General features: G+C 71.2%; 22 protein-coding genes. 7 read left to right on the top strand and 15 right to left on the bottom strand.

Annotated features, from left to right (window positions below):
* Positions 1-9 precede the first annotated feature (9 nt).
* From H4W81_RS34800 to H4W81_RS34785, 4 genes are all read right to left on the bottom strand, one after another.
* Complete coding sequence (locus H4W81_RS34800) at positions 10-609, bottom strand: thymidylate synthase family protein (protein WP_192778674.1); 600 nt, start codon at positions 607-609, stop codon at positions 10-12.
* Entirely contained in the window at positions 609-1,262 is a 654-nt protein-coding gene (locus tag H4W81_RS34795; RefSeq protein ID WP_192778673.1) for a hypothetical protein, read from the bottom strand. The genes H4W81_RS34800 and H4W81_RS34795 overlap by 1 nt, the downstream gene beginning before the upstream one ends.
* A gap of 68 nt (positions 1,263-1,330) precedes the next feature.
* Positions 1,331-2,293, bottom strand: a complete 963-nt coding sequence (locus H4W81_RS34790) for a polyprenyl synthetase family protein (protein ID WP_192778672.1) — start codon at positions 2,291-2,293, stop codon at positions 1,331-1,333.
* Entirely contained in the window at positions 2,286-3,170 is an 885-nt protein-coding gene (locus H4W81_RS34785) for a LysR family transcriptional regulator (RefSeq protein ID WP_192778671.1), read from the bottom strand. Before H4W81_RS34785 ends, H4W81_RS34790 begins: the two co-directional genes overlap by 8 nt.
* Before the next feature lie 71 nt (positions 3,171-3,241).
* On the opposite strand from H4W81_RS34785, the gene H4W81_RS34780 reads away from it, so the two are divergent.
* Positions 3,242-4,051: a dihydrodipicolinate synthase family protein gene (locus tag H4W81_RS34780; RefSeq protein ID WP_192778670.1), complete on the top strand. Its 810-nt coding sequence runs from the start codon at positions 3,242-3,244 to the stop codon at positions 4,049-4,051.
* A gap of 121 nt (positions 4,052-4,172) precedes the next feature.
* The gene (locus tag H4W81_RS34775) at positions 4,173-5,795 is read left to right on the top strand and encodes a TlrC/CarA/OleB/SrmB family ABC-F type ribosomal protection protein (RefSeq protein WP_192778669.1); all 1,623 of its coding nucleotides are present in this window, start codon (positions 4,173-4,175) and stop codon (positions 5,793-5,795) included.
* Here H4W81_RS34775 and H4W81_RS34770 read toward each other — a convergent pair.
* The 5 genes from H4W81_RS34770 to H4W81_RS34750 all read right to left on the bottom strand — a co-directional run bounded on the left by H4W81_RS34770 (position 5,734) and on the right by H4W81_RS34750 (position 15,170).
* Complete coding sequence (locus H4W81_RS34770) at positions 5,734-10,554, bottom strand: DNA repair ATPase (protein ID WP_192778668.1); 4,821 nt, start codon at positions 10,552-10,554, stop codon at positions 5,734-5,736. The genes H4W81_RS34775 and H4W81_RS34770 overlap by 62 nt on opposite strands.
* Positions 10,551-12,623: an SPFH domain-containing protein gene (locus H4W81_RS34765; RefSeq protein WP_192778667.1), complete on the bottom strand. Its 2,073-nt coding sequence runs from the start codon at positions 12,621-12,623 to the stop codon at positions 10,551-10,553. The genes H4W81_RS34770 and H4W81_RS34765 overlap by 4 nt, the downstream gene beginning before the upstream one ends.
* Positions 12,620-13,165, bottom strand: a complete 546-nt coding sequence (locus H4W81_RS34760; RefSeq protein WP_192778666.1) for a hypothetical protein — start codon at positions 13,163-13,165, stop codon at positions 12,620-12,622. Before H4W81_RS34760 ends, H4W81_RS34765 begins: the two co-directional genes overlap by 4 nt.
* 74 nt (positions 13,166-13,239) lie before the next feature.
* Complete coding sequence (locus H4W81_RS34755; RefSeq protein WP_192778665.1) at positions 13,240-13,890, bottom strand: response regulator; 651 nt, start codon at positions 13,888-13,890, stop codon at positions 13,240-13,242.
* On the bottom strand, positions 13,887-15,170 hold the full coding sequence (locus tag H4W81_RS34750; protein ID WP_318782523.1) for a sensor histidine kinase: 1,284 nt from the start codon (positions 15,168-15,170) through the stop codon (positions 13,887-13,889). Before H4W81_RS34750 ends, H4W81_RS34755 begins: the two co-directional genes overlap by 4 nt.
* Positions 15,171-15,359: 189 nt before the next feature.
* Here H4W81_RS34750 and H4W81_RS34745 point away from each other — a divergent pair, with 189 nt between their 5' ends.
* From H4W81_RS34745 to H4W81_RS34735, 3 genes are all read left to right on the top strand, one after another.
* Positions 15,360-16,328 carry a CobW family GTP-binding protein gene (locus H4W81_RS34745; protein WP_192778663.1) on the top strand — a complete coding sequence of 323 codons (969 nt, stop codon included), beginning with the start codon at positions 15,360-15,362 and terminating at the stop codon, positions 16,326-16,328.
* A complete protein-coding gene (locus H4W81_RS34740; protein ID WP_318782188.1) occupies positions 16,321-17,253 on the top strand; it encodes an NADP-dependent oxidoreductase in 933 nt (310 codons plus the stop codon). The genes H4W81_RS34745 and H4W81_RS34740 overlap by 8 nt, the downstream gene beginning before the upstream one ends.
* Before the next feature lie 108 nt (positions 17,254-17,361).
* Positions 17,362-17,820, top strand: coding sequence for a rhodanese-like domain-containing protein (locus H4W81_RS34735; RefSeq protein ID WP_192778662.1), 459 nt, complete (start codon positions 17,362-17,364; stop codon positions 17,818-17,820).
* A 126-nt stretch (positions 17,821-17,946) separates the two neighbouring features.
* Here H4W81_RS34735 and H4W81_RS34730 read toward each other — a convergent pair whose 3' ends face one another.
* From H4W81_RS34730 to H4W81_RS34720, 3 genes are all read right to left on the bottom strand, one after another.
* On the bottom strand, positions 17,947-18,864 hold the full coding sequence (locus H4W81_RS34730) for an aminoglycoside phosphotransferase family protein (RefSeq protein ID WP_192778661.1): 918 nt from the start codon (positions 18,862-18,864) through the stop codon (positions 17,947-17,949).
* Positions 18,864-19,742, bottom strand: a complete 879-nt coding sequence (locus tag H4W81_RS34725) for a 1,4-dihydroxy-2-naphthoyl-CoA synthase (protein ID WP_192778660.1) — start codon at positions 19,740-19,742, stop codon at positions 18,864-18,866. Before H4W81_RS34725 ends, H4W81_RS34730 begins: the two co-directional genes overlap by 1 nt.
* 61 nt (positions 19,743-19,803) lie before the next feature.
* On the bottom strand, positions 19,804-20,145 hold the full coding sequence (locus H4W81_RS34720; RefSeq protein ID WP_192778659.1) for an ArsR/SmtB family transcription factor: 342 nt from the start codon (positions 20,143-20,145) through the stop codon (positions 19,804-19,806).
* A gap of 76 nt (positions 20,146-20,221) precedes the next feature.
* Here H4W81_RS34720 and H4W81_RS34715 point away from each other — a divergent pair, with 76 nt between their 5' ends.
* On the top strand, positions 20,222-20,395 hold the full coding sequence (locus H4W81_RS34715) for a DUF3073 domain-containing protein (protein ID WP_192778658.1): 174 nt from the start codon (positions 20,222-20,224) through the stop codon (positions 20,393-20,395).
* Positions 20,396-20,738: 343 nt separating this feature from the next.
* Here the strand turns inward: H4W81_RS34715 and H4W81_RS34710 are convergent, their stop codons facing one another.
* Genes H4W81_RS34710 through H4W81_RS34700 form a run of 3 tightly spaced genes read right to left on the bottom strand, consistent with a single transcriptional unit; the run spans position 20,739 to position 25,669 of the window.
* Complete coding sequence (locus H4W81_RS34710) at positions 20,739-22,145, bottom strand: MFS transporter (RefSeq protein WP_318782187.1); 1,407 nt, start codon at positions 22,143-22,145, stop codon at positions 20,739-20,741.
* A complete protein-coding gene (locus H4W81_RS34705) occupies positions 22,142-23,029 on the bottom strand; it encodes an alpha/beta fold hydrolase (protein WP_192778657.1) in 888 nt (295 codons plus the stop codon). Before H4W81_RS34705 ends, H4W81_RS34710 begins: the two co-directional genes overlap by 4 nt.
* Positions 23,030-23,032: 3 nt before the next feature.
* The gene (locus H4W81_RS34700; protein WP_318782186.1) at positions 23,033-25,669 is read right to left on the bottom strand and encodes an AAA family ATPase; all 2,637 of its coding nucleotides are present in this window, start codon (positions 25,667-25,669) and stop codon (positions 23,033-23,035) included.
* Between the two features lie 60 nt (positions 25,670-25,729).
* Here H4W81_RS34700 and H4W81_RS34695 point away from each other — a divergent pair, with 60 nt between their 5' ends.
* A complete protein-coding gene (locus tag H4W81_RS34695; RefSeq protein WP_192778656.1) occupies positions 25,730-26,296 on the top strand; it encodes a TIGR03086 family metal-binding protein in 567 nt (188 codons plus the stop codon).
* Positions 26,297-26,334: the final 38 nt, after the last annotated feature.

Raw genomic sequence — 26,334 nt, 5'->3', positions numbered from 1 at the left:
CGGGCTCCCTCACGACCGCGCGATCCGCTCGACGTGGGAGAGGTCGGCCAGGTAGAGGTGCGGCACGTCCACGAACACCCGCATGGGGCCGCAGCCCAGGCCGAGCTCCCGCGCGATCCCGGCCTGGACCTCCCTGAGCGGCACGTAGTTCAGGTAGCAGGTGTAGGCGTTCTGCGAGCGGAAGGTGGCCGTCAGTGCCAGCGCGCCGTCCCTGATCCTGACCGCCACCGCCGCCAGGCAGGGCACCGCGTCGTACGGCTCGCCCGGCCGCGTCAGCGACACCCATGCGCTCTTGCTGTACGGCCGCGCCCGCAGCAGCGTGATCGCCCATTCCATCTGCGGCGTCAGACGCTGCCCGTAGCTGTACTTGAACGGCGGGATGACCTCGGCCTCGGTGAACTTACGGGCGTAGAGCGAGCGTTTGGCGGCGTCGCCGTACTCCCTGAGTATCGGGTCGTCCCACCGCACGTCGCTGATCTCGAACAGCACCGCCGGGCCCTCGAGCACGGGTCCCCGGTCGTCGTCGGCGGGCTCGCCCGACGACCGCACGTGCCGCATCAGCCATATCCACGCCTCCCCACAAGACGCCCACCTGGTGGGCTCGTCCATCAGGTCTCCACGTTCGGAAAGTTGTAGGGGTTACGGGGAAGGCGGCGCCGTCGGGTGACATTGCACCGCACGTAGTAGACCGAGTAGTGCACGAGCGCCACGAGCATGATGCTGAGCAGCAGCAGCGGCACGTTGAGCTCGCCCTTGCTCAGTCCGGTGACGCCGACCGTCAGGTAGGCGGAGTTGACGATCGACAGCATCATGACGTTGATCCCCGGCCAGGCCAGCGGGGCGTAGGTCTCGGGGAATCGCGGGTCGACGGGGAGGTTCGGCGACCAGTCGAACTCGTCCTTCAGGCGGGTGACGTAGAGCAGCCTGAAGTTGTTGAGCGCGCGGGCGGTCCTGGCGTGGGCGTTCACCGCCTCGATCAGTCGCAGGAACGGCAGCACGGCCAGCAGGCCGAAGGCGGCGACCAGGGCGTAGAGGTACCAGGGAACGGTGTCCCACCTGGTCAGGTCGGCGGGATCGACCACCTTCGTGCTGGCCAGTGCGATCGCGGCGGCGAACGGGGCGGAGAGCAGGCTCATCGCCAGCCTCGTCATTTTCAGCCGCTCGTCCTTGGCGGCTAGATGGACCGCGTAGATCCCGCTGAAATCGACTGCGGCCAGTTGGAGGAACTGCGTCGCTTCGAGCGGCGTCGGGGGTTTCCGCATGAGCGTGCTCCTGGAATGCCAGCTGCTTCCAGTATGAGCGGCCGTCTTGAGTTTTGTACCAACAAATCTCAACTTGCTCTGGTCAAAGTTTGCCGCTCGACGTGGTCGATGTAGGCGGTGGGCAGGCCGTACATGATCGCGGCTATTTCCCTGTCGTGGATCACGGGGAGGGCGGCGAGCGCGTCGGAGGCCAGGCCGCGGCAGTGCTCCAGGGTGTCCTCCACGATCGTGGACCTTCTGAGCGCGGCGAGGGTCGCGTCCACGTCGTCGTGCAGGAGCGAGGGGTCCTTGGCCAGGGCGGTCAGGAAGGGCAGGGTGTAGACGCCCTGTCTGAGGTCGTTGCCCGCCGGCTTGCCCAGCGTCTCGGCGGGCGCCGTCAGGTCGAGCAGGTCGTCGAGGATCTGGAAGATCAGGCCGAAGCGCTCGCCGTACGCGGCCATCCTGGCCCGCTCCTCGGCCGAGGCCCGCGCGCAGATGGCGGCCACCAGGCAGGAGGCGCGGAAGAGCGCGGCGGTCTTGCCGGTGATGGAGCGGAGCGCGCTCTCGATGGTGCGGTGCGGGTCGTGCAGGTCGGTGGTCTCCAGGTACTGGCCCTCGGCCAGCTCCACCACCGTCGCGGCCAGCACCTCCGCCACCGGCCTGGAGACGGAGGTGATCGCGGCCAGGCCCGCCCTCGCGAGCATGAAGTCACCGATGACCAGCGCCTTGCCCTCGCCCAGCTCGGCGTTGAGCGTGCGGGCGCCCCTGCGCTGGGTGGCGTGGTCCATGAGGTCGTCGTGGACGAGCGAGCCGGCGTGGATCAGCTCGACGCAGGCCGCGGCGGTGATCACCCTGCGGTCGGGGGTCCTGCCGAACGCCAGCGAGGTGGCCAGGGTCAGCGCGGGGCGCAGGCGCTTGCCTCCGGCGGTGATGATCCGGCCGGCGCTCGTGTTGATGCCGGGCAGCGCGGAGGAGCCCGCGAGGCGCCTGATCCTGGTCTCGACCTTGCGCAGACCGTGGGCGATGGCGGGGGTGTTCAACAGCTCATCCATGTCCTCCAGCCTGCGTCGCGCGTGCTGTGGATTTCCTGAGAGCGGCTGTGAACGGGCTCAGCGCGGGGTGCTCGCCGTACCCTCTCCTGAAGGCGATGAGGGTGCGGCGCTGGATCTCCACCCGCGTCAGCCGTACGCCCTCGGGCGGGCTCGCCGCGGCGAGCCTCGGGACCAGGGCCACGCCCTGCCCGGCCGCCGCGAGCAGCAGCACGGTGTCGAAGTCGTCGATGTGGTGGCGCACGCGCGGCTCGAACCCCGCGGCCTGGCAGGCCCGCACGGTCATCGTGTGGCAGAGCGTGCCCGGGGTGCTGACGAGCCACGGGTCCAGGCTCGCCTCCTCGAGGGTGCTCCTGGTCGTCAGGTACATCGGCTCGGTGAGGAGCGGCCTGGTCTCGACGCTGTCGTCGACGACGGGCGGGACGAAGTCGTACTCGTGCACCAGCGCGACGTCCAGCGTGCCCGCCCGCAGGGCGGCGGAGACGTCGGCGGGATCGATCTCGGCCACCATCGGCTCCAGCCCGGGGTGCTCCTCGCCCAGGATGGTCAGCGCCTCGGGCAGCAGGGCGCGGGCGGCGGTGGGGAACGCGCCGATCCGCAGCGGCCCCGCGGGCCCCGTGCGGGTGGCGGCGAGCGCGGCCTCGGCCCGTTCCAGGCTCTCCAGTACGGCTCCCGCGTGCTCGACCAGCACCCGGCCCGCCGGCGTGAGGACGACCGTGCGGCCCGTCCTTTCGAGCAACGGCAGGCCCGCCTCGCGTTCGAGGGCGCTGAGCTGCTGGGAGACGGCGGAGGCGGTGAACGTGAGCGCCTCGGCGACGGCGGCGATCGTGCCCCTGCGGGAGAGTTCGCGCAGCAGCCGAAGCTTTCGCGGATCGAGCATAAGGTCAGCTTATGGGCGACCGCAGAAACGTGAACTGGTGCTGAAGGTCGCCTGCCCTGCAGGCTGGAGGCATGCTTTCGGGAATCTACGTGCCGCTGATCACGCCCTTCGACGACTCGGGGGCGGTGGCCCACGCCGCGCTGGAGAAGCTCGCCGCCTCGGTGCTCGACCAGGGGGCCGCGGGGCTGGTGGCGCTGGGGACGACGGGGGAGCCGTCGACGCTGTCCGCCGCCGAGCGCCGCTCCGTCGTCCGGATCTGCCGGGAGGTGGCGGCGTCCTACGACGCGCAGCTGATCGTGGGCGACCTGGACCTCACGGACGGGGCCACCGCCGCGCTGGTGACCGTGCCCGCCTTCGTCCGCCCCGGCGAGCGCGGCGTCATCGCCCACTTCGAGCACCTCGCCGCCCGCTCCGAGGTGCCGCTGGTGATCTACCACATCCCCTACCGGACGGGTCAGCCGCTGACCGCCGGCGTCCTGCGCAGGCTCGGCGAGCACCCGATGATCGCCGGGGTGAAGTACGCCACGGGCGCCGTCGACCAGGACGCGGTCTCGCTGCTCGGGAACCCGCCGTCCGGGTTCTCGGTGCTGACCGGCGACGACCTCTACCTCTCGCCGATGCTCGCCCTCGGCGCCTCCGGGGGCATCCTCGCCTCCGCGCACCTGCGCACCGCGTCGTTCGTGTCGATGGCCGCCTCGTGGGACCGTGCGCTCGGGCACCGGCTGGCCGCCATGTCGGCGACGCTGTTCGCCGAGCCGAACCCGACCGTGATCAAGGGCGTCCTGCACGCGAAGGGCCTGATCCCGACCCCCGACGTCCGGCTTCCGCTGGTGCCGGCCACGTCGGCGTCGGTCTCACACGCGCTGGAACTGCTCGAATAAATCGCTGGACAAACTTAGGTCCGTCCCATAATCTCTCCGGCATGGGTTCCCTGTGATTCTCGCGACGCGTTGAGCGCTGTCATGTCCGTTTCGCGATACCAGAATCCAGGAGGACGCTTCCATGCGTGCCGCCCAAATAGCCCTTTCTCATGTTTCCCACCGTTACGCCGACCGGGTCGTGCTCGACCAGGTCTCGTTCACGATCAAGCCCGGCGAGAAGGTCGGGGTGATCGGCGACAACGGGTCGGGCAAGTCGACGCTGCTGCGGCTGCTGGCGGGCCGGGTCGTGCCGGCCAACGGCTCGGTCACCGTGTCGGTCCCCGGCGGGATCGGCTACCTCCCGCAGACCCTGGAGCTCCCCGGCTCGGCCACCGTGCAGGACGCCGTCGACCTGGCGCTGGCCGAGATCCGTGAGCTCGCCGCCGAGATGCGCGCGATGGAGGCGTCGCTGACGCCCTCGCGGTTCGACGCCTACGCCGAGCTGATCGCCCGCTTCGAGGCGAGGGGCGGCTACACCGCCGACGCCCGCGTCGACGTGGCGCTGCACGGGCTCGGCCTGCCCGACCTGGCGAGGTCGCGGCGGCTCGGCACCCTCTCCGGAGGGGAGCGGTCGCGGCTCGCGCTGGCGGCGACGCTCGCCTCCGCGCCCGAGCTGTTGCTGCTCGACGAGCCGACCAACGATCTCGACGACTCGGCCGTGTCCTGGCTCGAGGACCATCTGCGCGGGCACAGGGGGACCGTCATCGTGATCACCCACGATCGGGTGTTCCTGGAGCGGATCACCTCGACCATCCTCGAGGTGGACCTCGGCAAGGTGCGCCGTTACGGCAACGGCTACACCGGCTACCTCGCGGCCAAGGCGGCCGAGAGGGCGGCGTGGGCCGAGGAGCACGAGGAGTGGAAGTCGGAGCTGGCCCGCCATGAGGCACTGGTCGTGGCGAACGCGGGACGGATGGCCGCCATCCCCCGCAAGATGGCCAAGGCCGGCATGGGCACCGGCTCGTGGCGGGCGCGCTCCCGCGTGCACGGCGCGGCCGGCCGTATCAGGCAGTCGCAGCAGCGGGTCGAGTGGCTGCACGCCAACCCGGTGCCGCCGCCGCCCGAGCCGCTCCGCTTCACCGCCACGCCTCGCCGGGCCTCGCAGGACGGGCGGCGCGCCCTGGTGGAGCTGGACGGCGTGCGCGTGGGGTCGCGGCTGTGGATCCCCTCGTTCCGCGTCGAGCAGGGGGAGCGCCTGCTGGTCACCGGGCTCAACGGAGCGGGGAAGACCACGCTCCTGCGGGTGCTGGCCGGCCTGATCGCTCCCGACGCGGGCACGGTACGGCGGCCGGCCAGGATCGGCTACCTCCGGCAGGAGTCGTCGGGCGCCGATCCCCGGCACACCGTGCTGCGGGCCTACGCGCACGGGCGTCCGGGCACGCTCGACGACCACGCGGACGCCCTGCTCGCGCTGGGGCTGTTCCGCCCCGCCGAGCTGGGCGTCAGGGTGGGCGCGCTGTCGGTCGGGCAGCGGCGCAGGATCGAGCTGGCCAGGGTGGTCAGCGAGCCCGCCGACCTGCTGCTGCTCGACGAGCCGACCAACCACCTGTCTCCGCTCCTGGTGGGCGAGATGGAGGAGGCGCTGGCCGGCTACTCGGGGGCGGTGGTCATGGTCACGCACGACAGGGGCATCAGGGCCGCGTTCAGCGGGACGCGCCTGGAGCTGGCCCGGGGTGAGATCGCGACCCGTCGCCGGGCGGCCTGAGGGCCTGGCCGATGTCACCCACCCGATCGGCCAGCAGCCCGATGGCGCCGACCGCGCGCGTCATCGGGTCGTCCTCGGCGCCGCCCAGCGCCTTCGTCCTGAGGTAGGCCGTCTTGACCGCGGCCCACCGCGCCTCCTGCTCGGGCGTGAGCCTGCCGCGCAGTTCGGCCAGCTTGAGCAGGTTGGACTCGGCGCCGGAGGTGAGGGTCTGCGCCTCACCGAGGTAGTGGTCGTCGATGAGCTGCTCGAGCTCGGCGTCGTTCATGACGGGGACGATGCGCTCGGCCAGCTTGTTCATGTTGCGGTAGGAGCCCTGCAGGCGGAACGGCGGCTCGGTGCGCGAGTCGTCCGACTGGGCGGCGGAGGCGATGTAGGCCTGGTTGTTGGCCAGCACCACCTCCTGCACCCTGACGAGCTTGCGCAGGACGCTGAGGATCTGCTCGAGCTCGACCTTCGAGTAGGGATGGCTGAGCTGGTCGGTGCGCACGTCGGAGTCGCCCCTGGCGATGCGCACCAGCAGCTCGACGTCGCCCCTGTCGCGCGTGGACAGCGGAGCGAGGATCGGGTTGGACGTGAGCGCGTTGTCGATGTAGCTGAGCGCGAACAGGTCGTCCTTGCCGGACAGCACGTCGCCGAGGTTCCAGACGTCGGCGCGGTTGGCGAGCATGTCCGGGATGCGGAAGCGCTGACCCGACTCGGTGTACGGGTTGCCCGCCATGCACACCGCGAAGCGCTTGCCGCGCAGGTCGTAGGTGCGCGTCCGGCCGTTCCACACGCCCTCGATGCGGCGCTGGGCGTCGCAGAGCGAGATGAACTTCTGCAGCAGCTCGGGCGAGGTGTGCTGGATGTCGTCCAGGTAGAGCAGGGTGTTGTTGCCCGACTCCAGGGCGAAGGAGATCTTCTCGACCTCCTGCCTGGCGGTGGCGTCGGGAGCGTCCGCGGGGTCGAGCGAGGTGACCTCGTGGCCGAGCGCGGGACCGTTGACCTTGACGAACAGCAGGCCGAGGCGGCTGGCCACGTACTCCATGAGCGTCGTCTTGCCGTAGCCGGGCGGCGAGATGAGCAGGAGCAGGCCCATCTGGTCGGTGCGCTTGCCCTCGCCCGCGGCGCCGAGCTGCTTGGCGAGGTTGTCGCCGATGAGCGGCAGGTAGACCTCGTCCAGCAGGCGGTTGCGCACGAACGCGCTCATGACCTTCGGCTTGTACTCCTCGAGGCGCAGCCGGTCGCGCTCCCGCGCGACCAGCTCGCCGCGCTGCTTCTGGTAGGCGCGGTAGGCGGGGACCCGCTCGGTCCTGAACGCGCGGGTCCTGGCCAGGGTCTCGTCCAGGCGCAGCGTGAGCGACCTGTCGGTGATCCTCGGGTGGGTGCCGAGCAGTCCTTCGACGGTGGCCGTGAGCGCGGCGCTGGAGTCGTGCCTCGGCAGGTCGCACAGCTGGACGGCCAGCGCCTCCGGCAGCTCGTCGGACCGGTCGAACGCGCCGAGCCACGCCTGGGCCAGCTGGATACGGTCGGGCAGGTCCAGCGCCGCCAGGTCCTCCTCGAACTCGCGGACGCGCGAGGGGCCGAGCGTCTGGCGGAACCGGTCGAGGATCCCCCGGGCGGCCTGGCTGGTGACGAAGCCCTCGGGCTTCCCGGCCAGCTCCTCGATGAGGTACTCGGCGGCGAGATCGGGGTGCGCCCCGAAGCCGGGCAGGAAACCGGAGATCGCCGCCGACAACTCGCCCCCGAAGGCGTCGAGGGCGTCGATGCCGCCGAAGGCGTCACGAGCCCTGACCAGTGATCCCGCGCGCGTGGCCAATGTTTTACGTGAAACATCGTCCACGCCGAACGCCCAGAAGAGCTGCGCGGACGCCCGAGCGGCAGGGGGATAGCGCAGCAACCCGGCGCCGTCGTGGAGGCGCTGCAGGGTCTCCAGGATCGCCGTCGCGTCGTGGTCGTGGACGCCGCGCTCGTAGCCCTCGTCGTAGCGTTCTTCGGCGGCCAGCCGTACCAGCGCGGCCAGGTCGGCGCCGGGCGGGACCGCGGGCAGCAGGGCGGCGGCGAGGTGCTCGGCGCGGTAGACGTCGGCCGTCTCGGAGACCAGCAGCTGCGACCAGAACGGCCTGGTCTCCGCGAAGGAGTCCGGAGCGGGAGAGCGGTAGTCGGTGCCGGTGATGGAGAAGTGCATGGCGCCGTCGTGCGGCACGAGGGTCAGGTCGATGGGCTGGGTGTTGACGGCGAAGCGGTGCCTGCCGAGCCTGAGGGTCTCGCCGTCGGCGGAGAACAGGTCGAGGCGGTCGCGCAGGGCGCGGCCGGCCTCCTGCTGGGCGGCCTTGATCCGGCCCTCCAGCTCCTCCGCGCGCACGCCGTCGCCGAGGCCGCGCAGCTCGTCGGCGGACGAGCGCAGCTTGGCGATCATCGGGTCGGTGGCGAAGTAGGTGTTGACCTCGTCCAGCGACGCCAGCGTGGCCACCCGGCGCGCGACGCTGGCGAGGATGCGGTCGGCCGAGGCGGAGATGCGGTCGGCGCGCCTCGCCCTGTCGTCGAGCTGGGTCTGCTTGCGGGCCGAGAAGGCCTCGTAGACGTCCTCGCGCTTGGCGGTGAGCTGGAGCGCGAAGTCGTCGAACTCCCCGAAGCGCGACTCCAGGGTCTCGAGCTGGAGCATGAGGCGGCCGAGCTGCTCGTCGCAGCGCTCGGGGGTGTCTGCCATGGCGAGCGCGCCGGTCACGGCCTGGCCGAGCAGCGCGAACTCGGCGGCGAAGGCGGCCCTGCCCTCGGTGGCGAGCAGCTCCTGGCGGCGGCCTTCGAGGACGGCGCGGGCCCGGTTGACCCCGCCCAGGACCTCGCCGATGCGTTCGAGGATGGCGGTGCGGACCGTGGCGTCGGCGATGTCGAGCGAGCCGACCACCTCGGTGACGACCTCGAGCCCCTCGGCCTGGGCGACCAGCCGCTCGGAGACGGGCGCCGCCTCCGCGACGGTGGCGATGGCCGAGGCGTCGGCCTCCAGCTGGGCGACGGCGGCGTGGTAGCCGGTGAAGGCGTCGGCGCCCTGGAGGAAGTCGACCGCCCTCCGTCCCACCGACCGCAGCTCCTCGCTCACCCTGGCGCCGAGCGTGTCGAGGCCGGCCAGGTCGATGTGGCGGACCTCCCGCAGCGTCACCAGGTGACCCTGCGCCCTGCGCAGCGACGCGAGCCTGGACACCCAGGCGTCGGCGCTGGTGAGGGTCTCGGAGTGCCGCACGAGAGCGAGGGTCCGCGCCGTGGCGGTCTCCAGTGTGGCGGCGGCCTGCGCGGTGAGCTGGGCGACGTTCTCGTACTCGTCAAGCACCTGCTCGGCGGTGGCCCTGACGTCGTCGAGCGGGGTGCTCAGGCCGTGTTCGCCCAGCCAGTGGTAGTGGTCGAACGCCCGCGTGCACGCCGCGATCAGCGCCTCGAAGGTGGCCTCCGAAGGGGCCATCTCCTCGACCATGCGCGCGACCGACAGGCAGTCGGAGATGCCCCGCACCAGCTCGGCGTTGCCGATCCGCTCCAGCGGCCCGGTCCCGGTCGGCTGGGCGGCGGCGTAGGTGTCGGAGACGTACGGCGTCTGCCACACCTGCATCGGGTGGACCCTGGTCGGCTCGTCCGAGGTCGCCCTGAACACCACCAGCGTGCCGTCGTCGAACAGGGAGTACCCGTGGCACGGCAGCGGGTTGGCGACCTCCTTCCTGATCACGTTGTACGGCAGGAGCAGCGACCGGCCGTCCTCACGCGCGTGGAAGACGTAGAGCACGTCCTCGCCGTTGGGGGAGCGGATCACCCGCTCGAACTCCAGGTCGGCCACCTGGGTGTCGAACGTCTTGGACACCCCCGTGGCCAGGTAATAGCCGCCGGGGAAGATGATGCCCTGGTCCTCGGGCAGCCGCTGGCAGGCGAGCGCGATGCCGTCCAGCCTGGTGACCGTCCTGGTGCGGGTGTTGAAGACCAGGTGCCGCCACTCGCTCTCCTTGTACGGCCTGACCCGCAGCAGGATGAGCGGGCCGATCCTGGCGTGGTCGACCTCGGCGTCGGCCAGCGACTGCAGCGGCTCGGCGACGGGCTCGGTGTAGATGCCCTCGCCCGACTCCGTGTTGTTCTCGATCTTGATGGTGAGGTCGCCGCCGACCGTCTCGACGAACACCTCGTCCTGGATCGAGATGTGCGGGTGCCTGCCGAGCACGTGGTCGTCGCGGGTCGTCGGGGTCCACTCGAAGTCGTGCGAGGGCGGGAAGACGTGGTCCCGCTCGCCCCTGTTGTCCAGGTACTTCACGTCGTGGCCGACGCTCCACCTGAGCACGCGCAGGTCGGAGGGGCCGGTCTGGAAGACCGCGAGCAGCTTGCCCTCCAGGCGCCTGAGCTGCAGGAGCCTGGTCTCCTTGTAGTAGCGGTACAGCTCCGCGAAGTCCTTGCGGAAGGCGGGGTCGCCGAGCGCGTCCAGCTGCTCCGCGTCGAACCTGAACGCGTCGCCGTCACGGGTGAACCGGTGGACGGAGAAGACGTCGTCCACGGCCGTCTCGGGCTTCAGCCCGATGAAGACGTTGTAGCCGAAGAGCATCAGGTCGCCGACCGAGACGATGTCGCGGGGGACGCAGTTGTTCTCCGTACGGATCCGCTCGGTGCCGATCAGGCGCAGCTCGGCCCCGCCGAAGACCGCCAGCCGCTCGGCGTTGACCGCCTCGGCCGCTCTGGCCAGCTCCTTGGCCTGGGCGCCGAGACGGTTGCGCAGGACCTCGTAGGTCCCGGCCTCGAGAGACGTGGTCACCGCAGCGCCGCCACCGACGACTCGGCCACCCCGAGCCTGCGCGCGCTCTCCAGCAGCTCGTTCAGCTTGGCGGTGTCAGGCCCGCCGTGCGAGATGAGCTGCATCAGCAGCGCGGAGACCGTCAGATTCTTCACGTCCTCGCTGCTCACGCCGCCGACCAGCTTGGCCAGGTCGTCCGTCAGGCTCGCCGTCCCGTTCAGGTACGGCTCGGCCAGCGTCTGCGTCACCGACGAGTGCTCGACGAAGCCGTCCACGACCTTCCCCGCGGTGATCGACCCGACCACCCTGTCGAAGAACATCGTGTCGCCGCCGACGATGTCGATGTTGGCCTTCGCCAGGCCCGCCGCCACAACGCTCGCCTGCGACTCGGCGACCTGCCGCTGCACGTCGATGTGCTTGAGCCTGATCTCCTTCTCCGCCTCCAGACGCAGCCGGTACTCCTCGTGCGTCCTGGTGGCCTCGTCCATCGCGGCCATCGCCTTGGCCTTCTCGATCAGACCCTCGGCCTCGGCCTTCAGCTTGTCCCCCGTGACGAGGGCCATCGCCTGCTCGCCCTCGGCCTGCGCCTTGAGCCGGTCGCCCTCGACCAGCGCCATCGCCTTGGCGCCCTCGGCCTCGGCCTTGAGCTTCTCGGCGGTCGCCATCGCCTCGGCGCGGCCGACCTTCTCGATGGCGTCGGCGCCGCGCTCGCGGACCTGCACGTCGGCCAGCCCCTTGGCGGCGGCCTCCGCCTGCAGGCCCTCGGCCAGCCGGATCTTGGCCCGCGCGTCGAGCTCGGCCGCCTGCTGCCTGGCCTCGGCCAGCACGACGTCCTCGCGGGCCTTGTGCTTGGCGGCGGCCTCCGCGGCCTCGGCGGCCTTGATGTCCTTGACCAGGCCCTCCTGGGCTTCGGCCTCGGCGTGGATGATCGTGGTCTGCCTGAACCGCTCGGCCTCTTCGAGGGCGCGCAGCTTCTTGATGTTCTCTTCCTGCTCGGCGACCGTCTTCTCCACCGCGATCCGCTCGCGCACGACCTCGGCGATCGAGCGCTTCTCCGTCTCGACCTCCTTGTCCTTCGCGATGCGCGACAGCTCGGTCTCCCGCTCGCGGGCGATGACCTCCAGCATGCGGTCCTTCTCGATCCGCTCGCTCTCGATGGCGATGACCCGCTCGCGGTTCTTCTCGGCCACGGCGATCTCGCGGTTGCGGTTCTCGGTCTGCACGCCGAGCTGCTCGTCGGTCTTGATGTGCGCGCCCTGGGCCCGCAGCCGCTCCTCGGCCTGCACGCGGGCGATCTCGGCCTCCTCGCGCGCCTTCATCGTCTCGATCTCGCGCTTCTGCTTGATCTCGGCGTCGGCCTGGCGGCGCTTCAGCTCGAGGATGGCCTCGGTGGCGTCGACGTTCTGGCGCGTGATCTCCTTCTCCTCGCTGCGCCTGAACTCGTTGGTCCGCACGTTCTCCGTCGCGGTCAGCTCGGTGATCTTGCGGATGCCCTGGGCGTCGAGGATGTTGGCCGGGTCGAGCTTGGCCATCGGGGTCTGCTCCAGGTAGTCGATCGCCGCGTCCTCCAGGCTGTAGCCGTTGAGGTCGGTGCCGATGACCTGGATGATCTGGTCGCGGAACTCGTCGCGCTTGGTGTAGAGGTCGACGAAGTCGAGCTGCTTGCCGACCGTCTTGAGCGCCTCGGAGAACTTCGCGTTGAACAGCGCCTGGAGCGTCGTCTCGTCGCTGGCCCGCTCGGTGCCGATGGCCTGCGCCACCTTGATGACGTCCTCGATGGTCTTGTTGACCCGCACGAAGAACGTGATGCGGATGTCGGCCCTGATGTTGTCGCGGCAGATCAGGCCCTCGCCGCCGGTGCGGGCGATCTCGATGGTCTTCACCGAGATGTCCATGACCTCGGCCTTGTGGAGGACCGGCAGGACGACGGCGCCGGTGAAGGTCACATCGACCCTGCGCACCTTGGAGACGATGAGCGCCTTGCCCTGTTCGACCTTTCTGAACAGCCGGCTGATGACGAAGATCAACGCGATGACGATGATCAGGATGACGGCGAGCAGAATGCCGAATCCGGTCGAGATGACACTCATGAGTGGTCCTCCATGACCCAGAAGAACTCGCCCTCTGCGTCGTAGTCGAAGATCAGCGCGGCCTGGCCGCGAGTGAGCACGTCGCCGCCCGTCGTCCTGACCTGGACGACGGCGGAGGAGCCGTCGGGCGCGGTGACCTCGGCCTGACCGAAGGCGGCGTCCGCCCTGCCGGTCCGCACCACGCACCGCCGGCCGACGAAGTCGTGGCGCGAGGGTTCGCGCTGCTCGGGGAAGAGCCTGCGCATGGGGATGATCAGGGCTTTCGTGCCCACCCATCCGGCCGCGAGCGCCGCGCCGAGCACCAGCGGTCCGTGGCCGAGGAGCACGACCCCTGCGAGGCTGACGAACCACGACAGTGCGACGAACAGCGAGAAGGCGACCGTCGCGGGGATGCCGCCGAGCCCCAGCGGTAACTGCACGCCGTCCAGGTCGGCGTCGCCGCCCACGAACATGACCACGAGCCAGTAGCCGACGACCACGACGAGCAGAAAGGTGAAGAGAACGGTCGGGAAGGTCAACGCGGCGTCGACAAAAGCGGGCATCAGTTCCCTCGGATAATGGCCCCGTAGTGGGGCGAATATATCCAAGTAGGGGTTGCAAACCGCTTGAAAAGGGCTTAATGCCCTGCTGTCGCCAGCCCCGTCTCGTAGGCGACGATGACGGCCTGCACCCTGTCGCGCAGACCCAGCTTGGTGAGGACGTTGCTGACGTGTGTCTTCACCGTGTGCTCGCTCACCACCATCTCGACGGCGATCTCCGCGTTGGACAGCCCCCGCGCGATCAGCGCGAGCGTCTCCTGCTCCCTGGTCGTGAGGACGGCCAGCCGCTCGGCCGACACCGAGGCGGCGGCGGGGCGCGAGGTGAACTCGGCGATCAGGCGGCTGGTGACGCTGGGCGCCAGCAGCGATTCTCCCGCCGCCACCACGCGGACCGCGTTGACCAGGTCGTCCCTTCGCACGTCCTTCAGCAGGAACCCGCTCGCCCCCGCCCGCAGCGCGTCGTAGACGTAGTCGTCGAGGTCGAAGGTGGTGAGCATGAGGACCTTGGTCTCCTTGCCCACCAGGCGGGCCGCCTCGATGCCGTCCATCCTGGGCATGCGGATGTCGAGGAGGAGGACGTCGGGGCGGTGCTCGCGGACCAGGGCGACCGCCTCGATCCCGTCACCGGCCTCGGCGACCACGTCGATGTCGGGCTGGGCGTCGAGGATCATGCTGAATCCGCCGCGGACCAGCTCCTGGTCATCGGCGACCACCACGGTGATGCTCATCGGCTCTCCTTCGAGAGGTCTGCGGACGTCGACCCCGCGGCCGCCGGTCCTCCCGGCGGGACGGGCGCGCTGCGGGCGGATTCTCCCAAGAAGACGGGTTCTCCGGTGACGGGGCGGGATTCGGCCATGGCGTGGGTCGGGGGGAGCGGGAGCCGTACCGAGACCTGGAAACCGGGGGCGTCGGCCCGGGGGCCCGCGGTCGCGGTGCCACCGCAGGAGGCGGCGCGCTCGCGGATGCCGATGAGGCCGTGACCGCCCGACGGGAGCCGCAGCCCCGCGCCCCTGCCGTCGTCGGTGATGTCGATGAGCAGCGCGTCCGCCTCCCACCTGAGGAGCAGCCCGGCCCTGGTCGCTCCGGAGTGCTTGACGATGTTCGTGAACGACTCCTGCGCGATGCGGTAGACCGCCACCTCGACGTCGGGCGGCAGCTCCCGCTCGGCGCCGCGGACCTCGAGCGAGACGGGCAGCGGCAGCCGGGAGGTCAGCGTGGACAGGTCGGCGACCGTCGGCTGGGGAGCGCGCGAGCTCTCCTCCTCCTTCAACACCCCGAGCATCCGCCGGATCTGGACCATCGCGTCGCGTCCCGCGCCGGCGATGGCGTCGAAGGCGGCCTCGGCGCGCGCCGGGTCGCTCCTGACCACCACCGGGCCCGCCTCCGCCTGCACGACCATCAGGCTGACCGCGTGCGCCAGGATGTCGTGCATGTCGCGGGCGATCCTGGCGCGTTCGAGCTCGGCGGCCCGCTCCGCCTCCAGCGCGCGCTCGCGCTCCAGCCGTACGGCCCGCTCCTCCAGCGCGGCCGCGTAGGCCCTGGAGGTCGCGGTGGCCCTGCCGATCGCGTAGGCGGCGACGGCGCCGACCGTGCCCCGGACGGCGGTCTCCGAGGAGCCGACCAGGAGCAGCCCGCCGCCGACGGTGATCGCCAGCATCGCCAGCCTGGGCCAGCGGGGCGTGTGGGCGGCCACGGTGTACATGCTGATGAGGCTGCCGTACCAGATCGGCTGCGCCGGCACGGCGTCGGCCAGGTCGTAGAGCGAGAGGGCCAGCAGGGAGACCAGCATGCTCGTCACCGGGGCCCGGCGCCGCCAGACGAGCGGGAGGACGGCCGCGACCACGACCACGTAGCCCCACCAGTGCCACGGCCGGCCGTCCCGGTTCTCGCCGAAGAACGGCCACAGCTGGATGAGCAGCACGAACGCGGTCAGCGCGAGATCCACCTGCACCGCAGGCAGCGCCCGCAAGCGCTCCTTGAGCCTGGCGATTTGCGGCAGATCGGACACGGCGTCCAATCTTCCTCCTCTTTGGGGATGCTCCGAGCCTGGTCCGGAGTTATGCGGATCGTCCCGAGACATCGTCGGCGATCGGAGAGGAGTCGCGGATCGCCGGTGGGAGCGGTCTTGGCTCACTCTCGGGAGGGATTTTGAAAATGATTATCGATAGCATGATGCCCCTGAAGGAAGGGAGCTCTGATGTCGGTCCCCGTGGTGATAGTCGCAGGGATACACGCGCAGGCCCGCGCCGAGGTCGTCGCCGAGCTGGCCCGCCGCCATCCGGGGGCCGTGACGATCGGGCCAGGTGATCCACCGGTGGCGGCCCCGCTGCTGATCGTCGAGCTGGGGGACACGGACGAGCCGCGCCCCGTGGCCGAGGCGCTGGCCGTACGGCCCGAGCTGCGGCTGACCGGCGTGCTCGCCGCGCTGGAGGCCGACCACATGCCGCTCGACATCTGCAGGGGCGATCGCCTGCCCTGCGGCAGGCACGTGGCGGCGGTGCTGGCCAGGCAGATCGAGTACGCCACAGGACTGGTCGTGGTCGGCGACGATCCCGAGCTCGCCCTGCCCGCGCTCGCCCACCTCGCGCCGCTCACGCCGATCGGTCTGCCCGACGTGACGGGTCCGGCGGTGGACGTCGAGGAGCTGGGCGCGCGGGTCGACCCGGCGACCGCGCAGCTGCCGTGCGCGCTCGAGACGCAGGACTTCGAAACCATCGTGTGGCGCAGGTTGCGCCCCCTCCATCCCCAGCGGCTCTTCGACGCCATGGACGAGCTGGTCACCACGACCGTGCGCAGCAGGGGCAGGTTCTGGCTCGCGAGCAGGCACGCCTCGCTGCTCGCGTGGGACGCCGTGGCGGGCGCGGTCTCGGTGGCCGAGGCGGGCACGTGGCTGGCCGCACTCCCCGAGGCCGCATGGGACCAGGTCGGTACGGCCCGCAGAGCCGCCGCCGCGCTCGACTGGAACCCGATCACGGGCGACAGGGTCCAGCACCTCGTCTTCACCGGCTGCGGCGGCCTCGACCCCGACCGCGTCATCGCCCTGCTCGACTCCTGCCTGCTCACTCCCGAGGAGGCGGTCGCGGGGTCACTGGTGTGGGAGACCTATCCCGATCCGTTCGCCGAGTTGACCTCAACCAAAGTCGAGGTTGCAGAGTGGGGTGACTGACGACGAGGAGTTGATCCAGATGAAGGCAGCGGCGTTCGCGACCCCCGGTGGTCCCGAGGTGCTCCAGGTGATGGAGATCGAGACCCCGCACGCGGGTCCTGGCGAGGTGCGGGTGCGGGTGAAGGCGGCGGGTGTCCAGCCGTACGACGCGGCGGTGCGGGCGGGATGGACCCCGCAGGGCGTGACGGGAGACCTGCCCCGCGTTCCCGGCAACGAGTTCGCGGGCATCGTCGACCAGGTGGGCCCGGGGGTCACCGGGTTCGCCGAGGGTGACGAGGTGCTCGGTTTCTCCCTGCTGAACAGTTACGCCGAGTACATCGTGGTCGGCGCCGACCAGGTGGCGCCCAAGCCCGCGAAGGTGCCGTGGGAGGTGGCCGGCGGCCTGACGGCAGGGGTGCAGACCGCCGAACTGGCGCTGGACGGCATCGGCCTGCGCGACGGCGAGACGTTGCTGGTGCACGGGGCCTCCGGCTCGGTGGGCACGGCGGCGGTGCAGATCGCCAGGCGGCGCGGCGCGAAGGTGATCGGCACCGGCCGGGCCGAGAACCACGACCACCTCCGCTCCCTCGGCGCGATCCCCGTCGTCTACGGCGAGGGGCTGGCCGACAGGGTGCGGGCGCTCGGACAGATCGACGCGGTCCTCGACGGCGCCGGAGGTCAGGCGCTCGAGGTGTCGCTCGAACTGGTGAAGGATCGGTCGCGGATCATCACGCTGGTCGAGCACGGCAGGGCGGCCGAGCTGGGCATCAAGGTGGTCAACGCGGGCCGTACGGCGGAGCGGCTCGGCAGGTACGCGGCGCTGATCGCGGAGGGCGCCTTCACCTTCCCCGTTCGCCGCACCTACCGCCTCGACCAGGCCGCCGACGCGCACAGGGAGATCGAGACGGGACACGGCAGGGGCAAGGTGGTCATCCTGGTGTCATGATCGAATTGGCGGAATCTTAGCGATAGGCGGCTTTCCCGCCACTGTCTCGGGTGGGCCCTCGGCGGTCACCATGGGTGCGTACCTCCCCGCAGTGAAAGGAAGCCCCCGATGTCCGCTGTCACCGTCGTCCCCGCCGCCGACAACGCCGCCGCGCTCGCTCACTTCGCGGCGCGGCTGGCGTTCGAGACGGACGTCTCCGATGTCGCCGCCGATCTCGCCGACAAGGCGGAGGGCGTCGTGGTCGTCGACTCGCGGAGCCTGGAGAGCTGGAACCAGGGGCACGTCGAGGGCGCCCTCCACCTGCCCACCCGCGAGATCGCGGCCAGGGCGGAGACCCTGGTGCCGCGGGACGCGACCGTGGTGACCTACTGCTGGGGCCCCGGGTGCAACGGCGCGACGAGGGCGGCGCTGGAATTCGCCAAGCTCGGCTACCGCGTCAAGGAGATGATCGGCGGCTTCGAGTATTGGGCGCGCGAGGGCTTCCCTGTCGAGACGGCGAGCGGCGTGGCCAGGCGTGCCATCGACCCCCTGACCGCTCCGGTGTCGGGCGTGGCCTGCGCCTGCTGACCGGATTGGCGCCCCCGGCTGGAATACCGTGGCCGGGGGCGATCATGTTTTACCCCGTCTCACGTGAGTCAACCGCGGAGATCAGGTGCTCGCCGGCCGGTCTTCGGCTGAGTGCCGGGTCAGGTATCACCGGCTCAGCAGCGCCTCCGCGATCGCGATCTCGTCCGGCGAGATCCTGCTCTCGCCGTCCTCGAGGTCCCATAGGGAGTCTTGAAGGACGCGGCCGAGTGTCCAGCCGACCGCTCTGTCCCTGTCGAGCCCGAGCCCGTCGACCATCAGGTCGAACCGGTGCAGCACCGTCTTGCGCACGTCGGTGGACGGGAAGCGGTCGCGCAGCGCGGGCAGCAGCTCGAAGCCCGGGTCGCCCACCAGCGGCTTGGGGTCGATGGCCAGCCACGGCTCGCGCTCGGCCGCCAGGACGTTGCTGAGGTGCAGGTCCCAGTGCAGCAGCCGGTCACCGGGCTCGCCCACGAGCTCTCGTACGGCCGCCGCGCACCGCTCCAGCCACGGCAGGTCGTCAGGGTGCGCCTTGCGGAACTGCTCGGGCACCTCCTCCAGCATGTCCGCGGCGATGTCGGCCAGCGTGCGGACGCCCTCGGGGCCCGGATGGGCGACCAGCCGGGCGAGCAGCCCGGTGAGGATCTCCAGCGCCTTGGTGGTGTCGGGGACCTCCTCGAGGAAGCGGTCACCGTCGAGCCGTTCGAGCAGCAGCGCGTTGGCCAGGTGCGGAGAGGTGGGCGCGGGCAGGGTCGCCTCGTCGAGCAGGTGGACGATGCCGTCGCCCGCCCACGCGCGCAACCCCGCCCCTTCGCCGATGTTCTCCTCGGTGGCGGGCTGGAGCTTGAGCGCGGCGCGGGTGCCGTCGGCCCGCACGACGGGCAGGACCAGCGACACCACCCCGTGCATGACGCCGCCGTCGGGCCGCAGCTCCCACAGGTCGAGGAAGGTCTCGACGAGGGCGGGCAGGTCGGCGGTCCACTCGGGACCCGAGTCGTGGGCGTACTTCAGGTGGTAGGCCGCCAGCTCGGCGGGCACCTCGATCATCAGAAGTGCCAGGGGAAGGGAGACCAGTCGGGCGCGCGCTTCTCGAGGAAGGAGTCGCGGCCCTCGGCCGCCTCGTCGGTCATGTAGGCGAGCCGGGTGGCCTCGCCCGCGAACAGCTGCTGGCCGACCAGGCCGTCGTCGATGAGGTTGAAGGAGTACTTCAGCATCCGCTGCGCGGTCGGCGACTTGCCGTTGATCTTGCGGGCCCACTCCAGCGCCGTCGACTCCAGCTCGGCGTGCGGCACCACCGCGTTGACCATGCCCATCCGATGGGCGTCGGCCGCCGTGTAGGTGTCGCCGAGGAAGAAGATCTCGCGGGCGAACTTCTGGCCCACCTGGCGGGCCAGGTAGGCCGAGCCGAAGCCGCCGTCGAAGCTGGCCACGTCGGAGTCGGTCTGCTTGAAGCGGGCGTGCTCCTCGCTGGCCAGCGTGAGGTCGGCGACGACGTGCAGGCTGTGCCCGCCGCCCGCGGCCCAGCCGGGCACCACGCAGATGACGATCTTCGGCATGAAGCGGATGAGCCGTTGCACCTCGAGGATGTGCAGGCGGCCGGTCGACGCGGTGCCGTCGGCGTACTGGTAGCCGTCCTTGCCGCGGATGCGCTGGTCACCGCCCGAGCAGAACGCCCAGCCGCCGTCCTTGGGTGAGGGGCCGTTGCCGGTCAGCAGCACGCAGCCCACGTCGGTGGTCTGCCTGGCGTGGTCGAACGCGCGGTAGAGCTCGTCGACGGTCTGCGGCCTGAAGGCGTTGCGCACCTCGGGCCGGTTGAAGGCGATGCGTACGGTGCCCTGGTCGACGGCTCGGTGGTAGGTGATGTCGGTGAAGTCGAAACCCTCGACGACCTGCCAGGCCTTGGGGTCGAACAGCTCGGAGACCATGGCTCAAGAGCCTAACGGATCTGCCGCTCGGCCCACCCGGCCCACTCCCGCCGCGTCGTGCCTAGCCCACCTTCCGCCCCTCGGCGCGCAGCTCGGCCAGCAGCTCGCCCTGCCCGGCGAGCATGTCGGTGAGGATGCGCCTGGCGTCGGCGAGCAGGTGGGCCAGGTCGGGGCTCGACAGCTCGTAGACGACGGTCGCGCCGTCACGGGTGGCGTTCACGATCCCGGCCCTGCGCAGCACCGCCAGTTGCTGCGAAAGGCTGGAGGCCTCGATCTCGATCTCGGTGAGCAGGTCTCGGACGGGTCGTGGACCCTCCCGGAGGAGCTCTAGAACCTGGATGCGCACGGGATGCCCGAGCGTGCGGAAGAAATCTGCCTTGGCCTGGTACAGCGGAACGGGCATGCGACTATCGTAATATACCGAGTTGCACAATTCTTCAACTTGATAGGATGATGGCGGGCATCGAGGGAGTGGAGCCATGGGGCGAGGCAGAGCCAAGGCGAAGCAGACGAAGGTCGCTCGCGAGCTGAAGTACACCAACCACCACATCGACTACGAGCGGTTGCGCGAAGAGCTCGGCGCCGACTCGCCGAGGGAAGACACGAGGTCCACGGAGTCGTCGCGCGATTCGGCGACGTCGTCCTCCGGGTGACGCTCAGCACTGTATGACGGGCGGTCGGCCAGGGGTGTACCTGGCGTGATCGCCCGAACCGGGCAGATGGCCGCCGCGCCGGCCGTCACCCAGACCGCTGGTTACGGCGTGCTCTACGCCTCCTCGGTCTTTCTCCCCCTGTGCGGGTGGAGCTGCGAGCGAGCATCACACAGGTGGCGGGCGCTTTGACGCTCGCCGTCCTGGTGTGGGGCTGGTCGCGCCGGTGGTCGGGCGAGTGCTCGACGCCAGGGGTGGCGGAGTCCTGATGACGGCGGGCTCGTTGCCGGGGGGCGGTCGTGCTGCCGGCCCGGTAGCGGGTGCGGCCGCTCTGGCGCCTGGCCGGTTACGAGCGCACCGGCTGAGCGCCGGCGATGCGCGCCGCCGCGCGCTCGGCCGTCCTGGCAGCCCATGCGCCCGTGGTGAGCCGGCCGACGACCAGCACCGCCGCGCCGCAGCCCGCGATGATCCACCACGCGGGGTCACCCGCGGCCTGGGCGTGACCGGCGGCGGCGATCACCGAGCCGATCACGGCGACGCCCAGCGAGGTCCCGATCTGACGGCTGGTCGAGGTGATGCCGGCGGCCACCCCCGCCTGGTCGCGAGGCATGCCGGAGACCGCGGTGTTCGTGACGGGGGCGTTGACCATGCCGAAGCCGATGCCGAACAGGACGTAGGCGGTGAACAGCAGCGGGTCGGAGCGCTCCGCGCCGAACCCGGCGGCCAGCACGCCGCTGGCCAGCATGGCGATCCCGCCCAGCAGCAGGGGCAGCCTGGGGCCTCTGCTGCCGACGATCCGTCCCGAGAGCGGCGCGGCGACCAGCGTCATCCCGGCCATGGGCAGCATGTACAGGCCCGCCTGGAGCGCCGACAGGCCGCGCACGTCCTGCAGGTAGAGCGTGTTGAGGAAGAGGAACCCGCCCAGCGCGGCGAACGCGGACACCGCGATCACGGTGGCGCCCGTGAACGGCGCGCTGTGGAAGAAGCGCAGGTCGATGAGCGGGTCCTGGCGCCTGGGCTCGTAGCGGAGCAGGACGGCCAGCGAGATCACGGCCAGCAGGAGGCAGCCGAGGATGAGAGGGGACGTCCAGCCCGCGGTGGGGGCCTCGATGATCCCGAACGTGAGCGAGCCCAGCAGCACGATCACCAGAAGCTGTCCGACGGGATCGAACCTGCGGGCCTTCGGCGCCTTGGACTCCGGCACGAAGAGCATGGTCAGCACCAGCGCCGCCACGCCGAGCGGCAGATTGAGCCAGAAGATGGAGCGCCAGCCGAGCGTGTCCACCAGCAGGCCACCGGCCAGCGGGCCCGCCGCCATGCTGATGCCGGCCACGCCGCCCCAGACGCCGATGGCCCTGGCCCGCTCGCGCGGCTCGGTGAAGACGTTGGCGATGATCGACATGGCCACCGGATTCAGCATCGAGCCGCCTACGGCCTGGATCATCCTGAAGGCCACCAGCCAGCCGAGGCCCGGCGCGAGGCTGCACAGCAACGAACCGAGCGTGAACAGCACCAGGCCGAGCCGGAAGATCCGGCGGCGGCCGAACCTGTCGGCCGTGGAGCCCGAGAGCATCAGCAGCGAGGCCAGGACGAGGGTGTAGGCGTCGATCGTCCACTGCAGCCCTGAGACCGAGGCGTCGAACTCGCGGCGCATGGTCGGCAGCGCGACGTTGAGCACCGTGGTGTCGAGGCTGACGATCAGCAGGCTCATGCAGCAGATCGCCAGCACCAGCATCCGGCGACGATAGGTCACCTTCGCACAGTATCCGTGTGCCGGAGGACGGCGTCGGCCAGGGTCTCGTGCACCTGAGGGGCCAGCATGTGCCCCATGCCCTCGACCAGCAGCAACTCCGCCCCGGGGATGGCCTCGGCGATGAGCGCGCCGTGACCCGGCTTGACGGGCTCGTGGGTGCCCTCGACGACCAGCGTGGGCGCCTTCACCGTGTGCAGCAGCCCCACCGGTTCGAAGGCCATGTCGGCCGCCGCGGCCAGCCGGTGGTTGGCCAGGGCGGACACGTCCAGGGCCCGGTCGTGGAGCCGCTCGGCCTGGCGGCGCTCCTCTTCCTCGTCGATCGGGAAGCCGCCGCCCGCGAGCACCCTGGCCTCGGCGATCTGGAAGTCGATCTGCTCCCGCCTGGTCGCGGGCGGAGGAGAGGTGATCATCTTCCGGTAGAACTCCACGAACTCCCGCGTGGGCGGCGGCAGGCTGCCCTCCGGCTGCTCCTCGCCCATCAGGGCCCGCATGACGGTGAGACCCTCCTGCCTGCCGAGCGGCGAGGCGCCGATCGCGGTCAGCGTGGTGACCCGCTCGGGGTGCTCGACCGCGATCCACTGGGCGAGCAGGCCGCCGGCCGAGTGCCCGACGAGATGCGCCGACTCGATCCCGTGGGCGTCGAGGACGGCCAGCGCGTCGTCCTTGATGTCGCGCCAGGTGTAGGGGTCGGCCGCGAAGTCGGTCGTCGCGGAGCGGCCGGTGTCGCGGTGGTCGTAGCGGATCACCTTGCGCCCTCCGGCCGCCAGGCGGCCGACGAACGCGTCGGGCCAGCTGGCGGGTCCCTGGGACATGGAGCCCGCGATGAGCAGGATGGGCTGGTGGGCGCTGTCGCCGAACTCTTCGGTGAAGATGTTTTTTTGCATGGGTCAGAGCATGCCGTGGGCGGACTCGCCCGCCATCCGTAGGACTACTAGTGCCAGTTCAGTACGTGAGGTGACGCCCAGCTTCGGATAGATCTTGTAGAGGTGGTACTCCACCGTGCGCGGGCTGAGGAAGAGCTGGGCGGCCACCTCCTTGCTGGACGCGCCGCCCGCCACCAGCCTGGCGATGCGCAGCTCCTGCGGGGTCAAGGTGGCGAAGACGTCCCGCTCGGGCCTGGTCCTGGTCTCGCCCGCCGCTCTCAGCTCGTCGTGCGCCCTGCGCGCCCAGGGGTCGGCGCCCGCCCGCTCGAACGTCTCCGCGGCGTACCGCAGGTGCGACCTGGCCTCTCCCGGGCGGTGCAACCTGCGCAGGCGCTCGCCGTAAAGCAGGGCGGTCCTGGCCCGTTCGAAGCCCTCGGGGTGCAGCTCCATGGCCTCGTCGAAGGCGGCGTCATCGCCGGTCAGCGCCCTGCACCTGGCCAGCAGCGCCTTCGCCTGCGGCGTGCCCGCCGTGGCCGACCAGCGCGCGTAGGAGGCGAAGGCGGCACGGGCCGCGTCGAGCTCGCCGCAGCCGACCGCGGCCTCCACCCTGTCGGGCGTCGAGCGCCACACCGCGGTCGGATGCCCGGTCGCGGCCAGGGACTGGAAGCGGTCGTGGGCCGCCGCGTAGCGCCCCATCCCCAGGTCGAGCAGGCCCAGCGCGTAGCGGGCCGTACTGGCGCGCATGCCGAGGTGATGGGGGATCGCGATCGTCAGGGCGTCGTGGGCGTGGCGCGCACAGTCGTCCTCCCTTCCCTGGATCGCCGCGACCGCCGCGAGGTTGGCCAGGTGAGCGGCGACGGAGTTGGTGTACCCGGCTTCTCGAGCCAGCTCCAGGCCCTCCTCGGCGAGCGCGGCGCTGTGGGCGAACCTGCCCTCGATGCGCTCGGCCGTCGCCACGAACTCCAGGACGACGGGCAGCTGGCCCACCATGCCGGAGACCCTGGCCGCGCGGCCCGCCATGGCGACCAGCTCGGTGGAGACGTCGGCCTCGCCCAGATACGTGGCCGCCGCCGAGGCCCACAGGAACTGGGCGGCCTCCCGCAGCTCCTCCCGACGAGCCAGCACCCTGCGCAGCATCGGCGTCGCCCGGTCCTGGTCGCCGGCGAGCATCGCGCCGATACCCGCGACCGCGTCACGCAGGAAGCTCTCGGGGAAGGCCTCCGCGCGGCGGCCGAGCGCCACGAGCGCCTCGACGTCGCCCACGTAGGAGGCGGCCTCGGCGGCGTCGGCCAGCATCTCCAGGGTCTCGCCGCCCTCCAGGATCCTGAGCGCTTCGGCCGCGTCACCCGAGTTGAGTTCGAACCTGCCCCTGAGCTGCGCGAACTCCGGCCGGTCGGCGAGCGACCTGGCCTCGGCCAGACAGCTCTCCGCCTGACCTGGACGGCCGCCGAGCCAGGCGGAGGTGGCCGCCGCCGCCAGCCGTACGGCGCGGGCCTCGGGGTCCGGCGTCAGCTCGGCCGCCCGCACCAGCGCCGTGGCCGCGTCGGCGTACCCTCCGCGCTCCCTGGCGCGCTCGGCCGAGGCGGCCAGCTCGGCGGCGACCTCCTCGTCCTGGCCCACGGTCGCCGCCGCCCGGTGCCACGCGCGCCGGTCGGGGTCGCGCACCCGCGCGGCGAGCGCCTCGTGCACCTCCCGCCGGTAGGCGGGGTCGGCGCTCGCGTGGACCGCCGACCGCACCAGCGGATGCCTGAACCTGATGGCCGAGCCGACGGTGACCAGTCCGGCGTTCTCGGCGGGACGCAGGGACTCCGCGCCGACGCCCGCGACGTCGAGCACCAGCCCGAGCTCACCCCCGCTCTCCAGCGCGGCCGCCAGGAGCAGCCGCCTGGTGTCGCCGGGCAGCTGCCGCACCTGCTCGCCGAAGATGCCCGCGCCCACCGGCAGCGGCTCGGGCAGCGCGGCCCGGCCCGCCAGCTGGTCGGCGGTCAGCAGCTCCACCGTCTCCCTGAGCGCCAGCGGATTGCCGCCGGTCAGCTCCGCCAGCCGCGCGCCGACCTCCTGCGCGGGCGCGGCGCGCTCGGCGAGCAGCGCGGTGGCGCTCTCCTGGTCGAGCCCGGTCAGCGCCAGCTCGGGCAGTCCGGGGGTGCGGGCCTCACCTCGTACGGCCAGCAGCATCGCGACGCGCTCGCTCCCGAGCCGCCTGGCGGAAAAGAGCAGGGCGTCGGCGGAGGCCTGGTCGATCCACTGGAAGTCGTCGACGACGACCAGCAGGCCGTCGTCGGCCGCCGCCTCGATCAGCAGCGAAAGGACGCCCGCCGAGACGAGGAACCGGTCGTCGCTCCTGGTGGCGGCCAGGCCCAGCGCTCCGGCCACCGCGTCCCGCTGCGGTGCGGGAAGGGCGTCGAGGCCGCCGGTGACCGGGTGCAGCAGCTGGTGGAGGGCGGCGAAGGCCAGGCCGGTCTCGCTCTCGGCGCCGGTGGCGCGCAGCACCCGCATCGGCCCCGCCTCGGCTGACGCGTACTCCAGGAGCGCCGACTTGCCGATGCCCGCCTCGCCCCGGACGACGAGCGCTCTGCCCTCGCCCTTCGCCGCGCTGGTCAGGACCTCGGCGATGGCCGTCCGTTCGGGGGTTCTGCCGTACAGGCTGTCTTTCTGGCGCACTCGACCGAGCCTAACGGGAAAACAGTGGAATGGAGTGTTCCGTTCTGCTATAGTGGAGACATGATCCTGAACGAGGCACACGAAGCCCTTCGCACCGTCGTCCGCAACGTTCCCGCCGACGGCTGGGAGCTGCCCACCCCCTGCGCCGAGTGGAACGTCACCCAGGTGCTCCAGCACGCGGCCGGCGACCAGATCGGCTACGCCGCCTTCATCACCGGTGGCCCGATGCCCGCCGAGAACCCGTTCGCCCCCTCCGGCCGGCTGGCCGAAGCGCCCGAGGTGGTGGCCGAGCAGGCGATGAAGGCCTCCGCCGACGCCTGGGCGACGGTCTCTCCCGACGCGGAGGAAGTGCCCGTTCCCGTGCCGCCGAACACGATGACCTACACGCTGGGCATCGGCGCCTGCGCGCTCGACGCCGCCGTCCACGCGTGGGACATCGCGATGGCCACCCGGCAGCCGTCCCCCCTGACTCCCGCCATGGCCCGCGAACTGCTGGAGATCGCCAAGCAGCACATCGAGCCGCTGCGGGCGTACGGCGTCTACGCCGCCGCGCTGGAGGCGGAGGACGGCGACGACGTGGCGACCCTGCTGCGCTACCTCGGCCGCGACCCCCACTGGTCCGCCTGAGCCGCCCTTCCCCTGCCTTTTCTCCCGACACGCGGCTA

This window comes from Nonomuraea africana, from assembly GCF_014873535.1.
GTDB lineage: Bacteria > Actinomycetota > Actinomycetes > Streptosporangiales > Streptosporangiaceae > Nonomuraea > Nonomuraea africana.
Note: the sequence above shows the minus strand (reverse complement) of the source record. Positions and strands in the feature narration are given on the sequence as shown.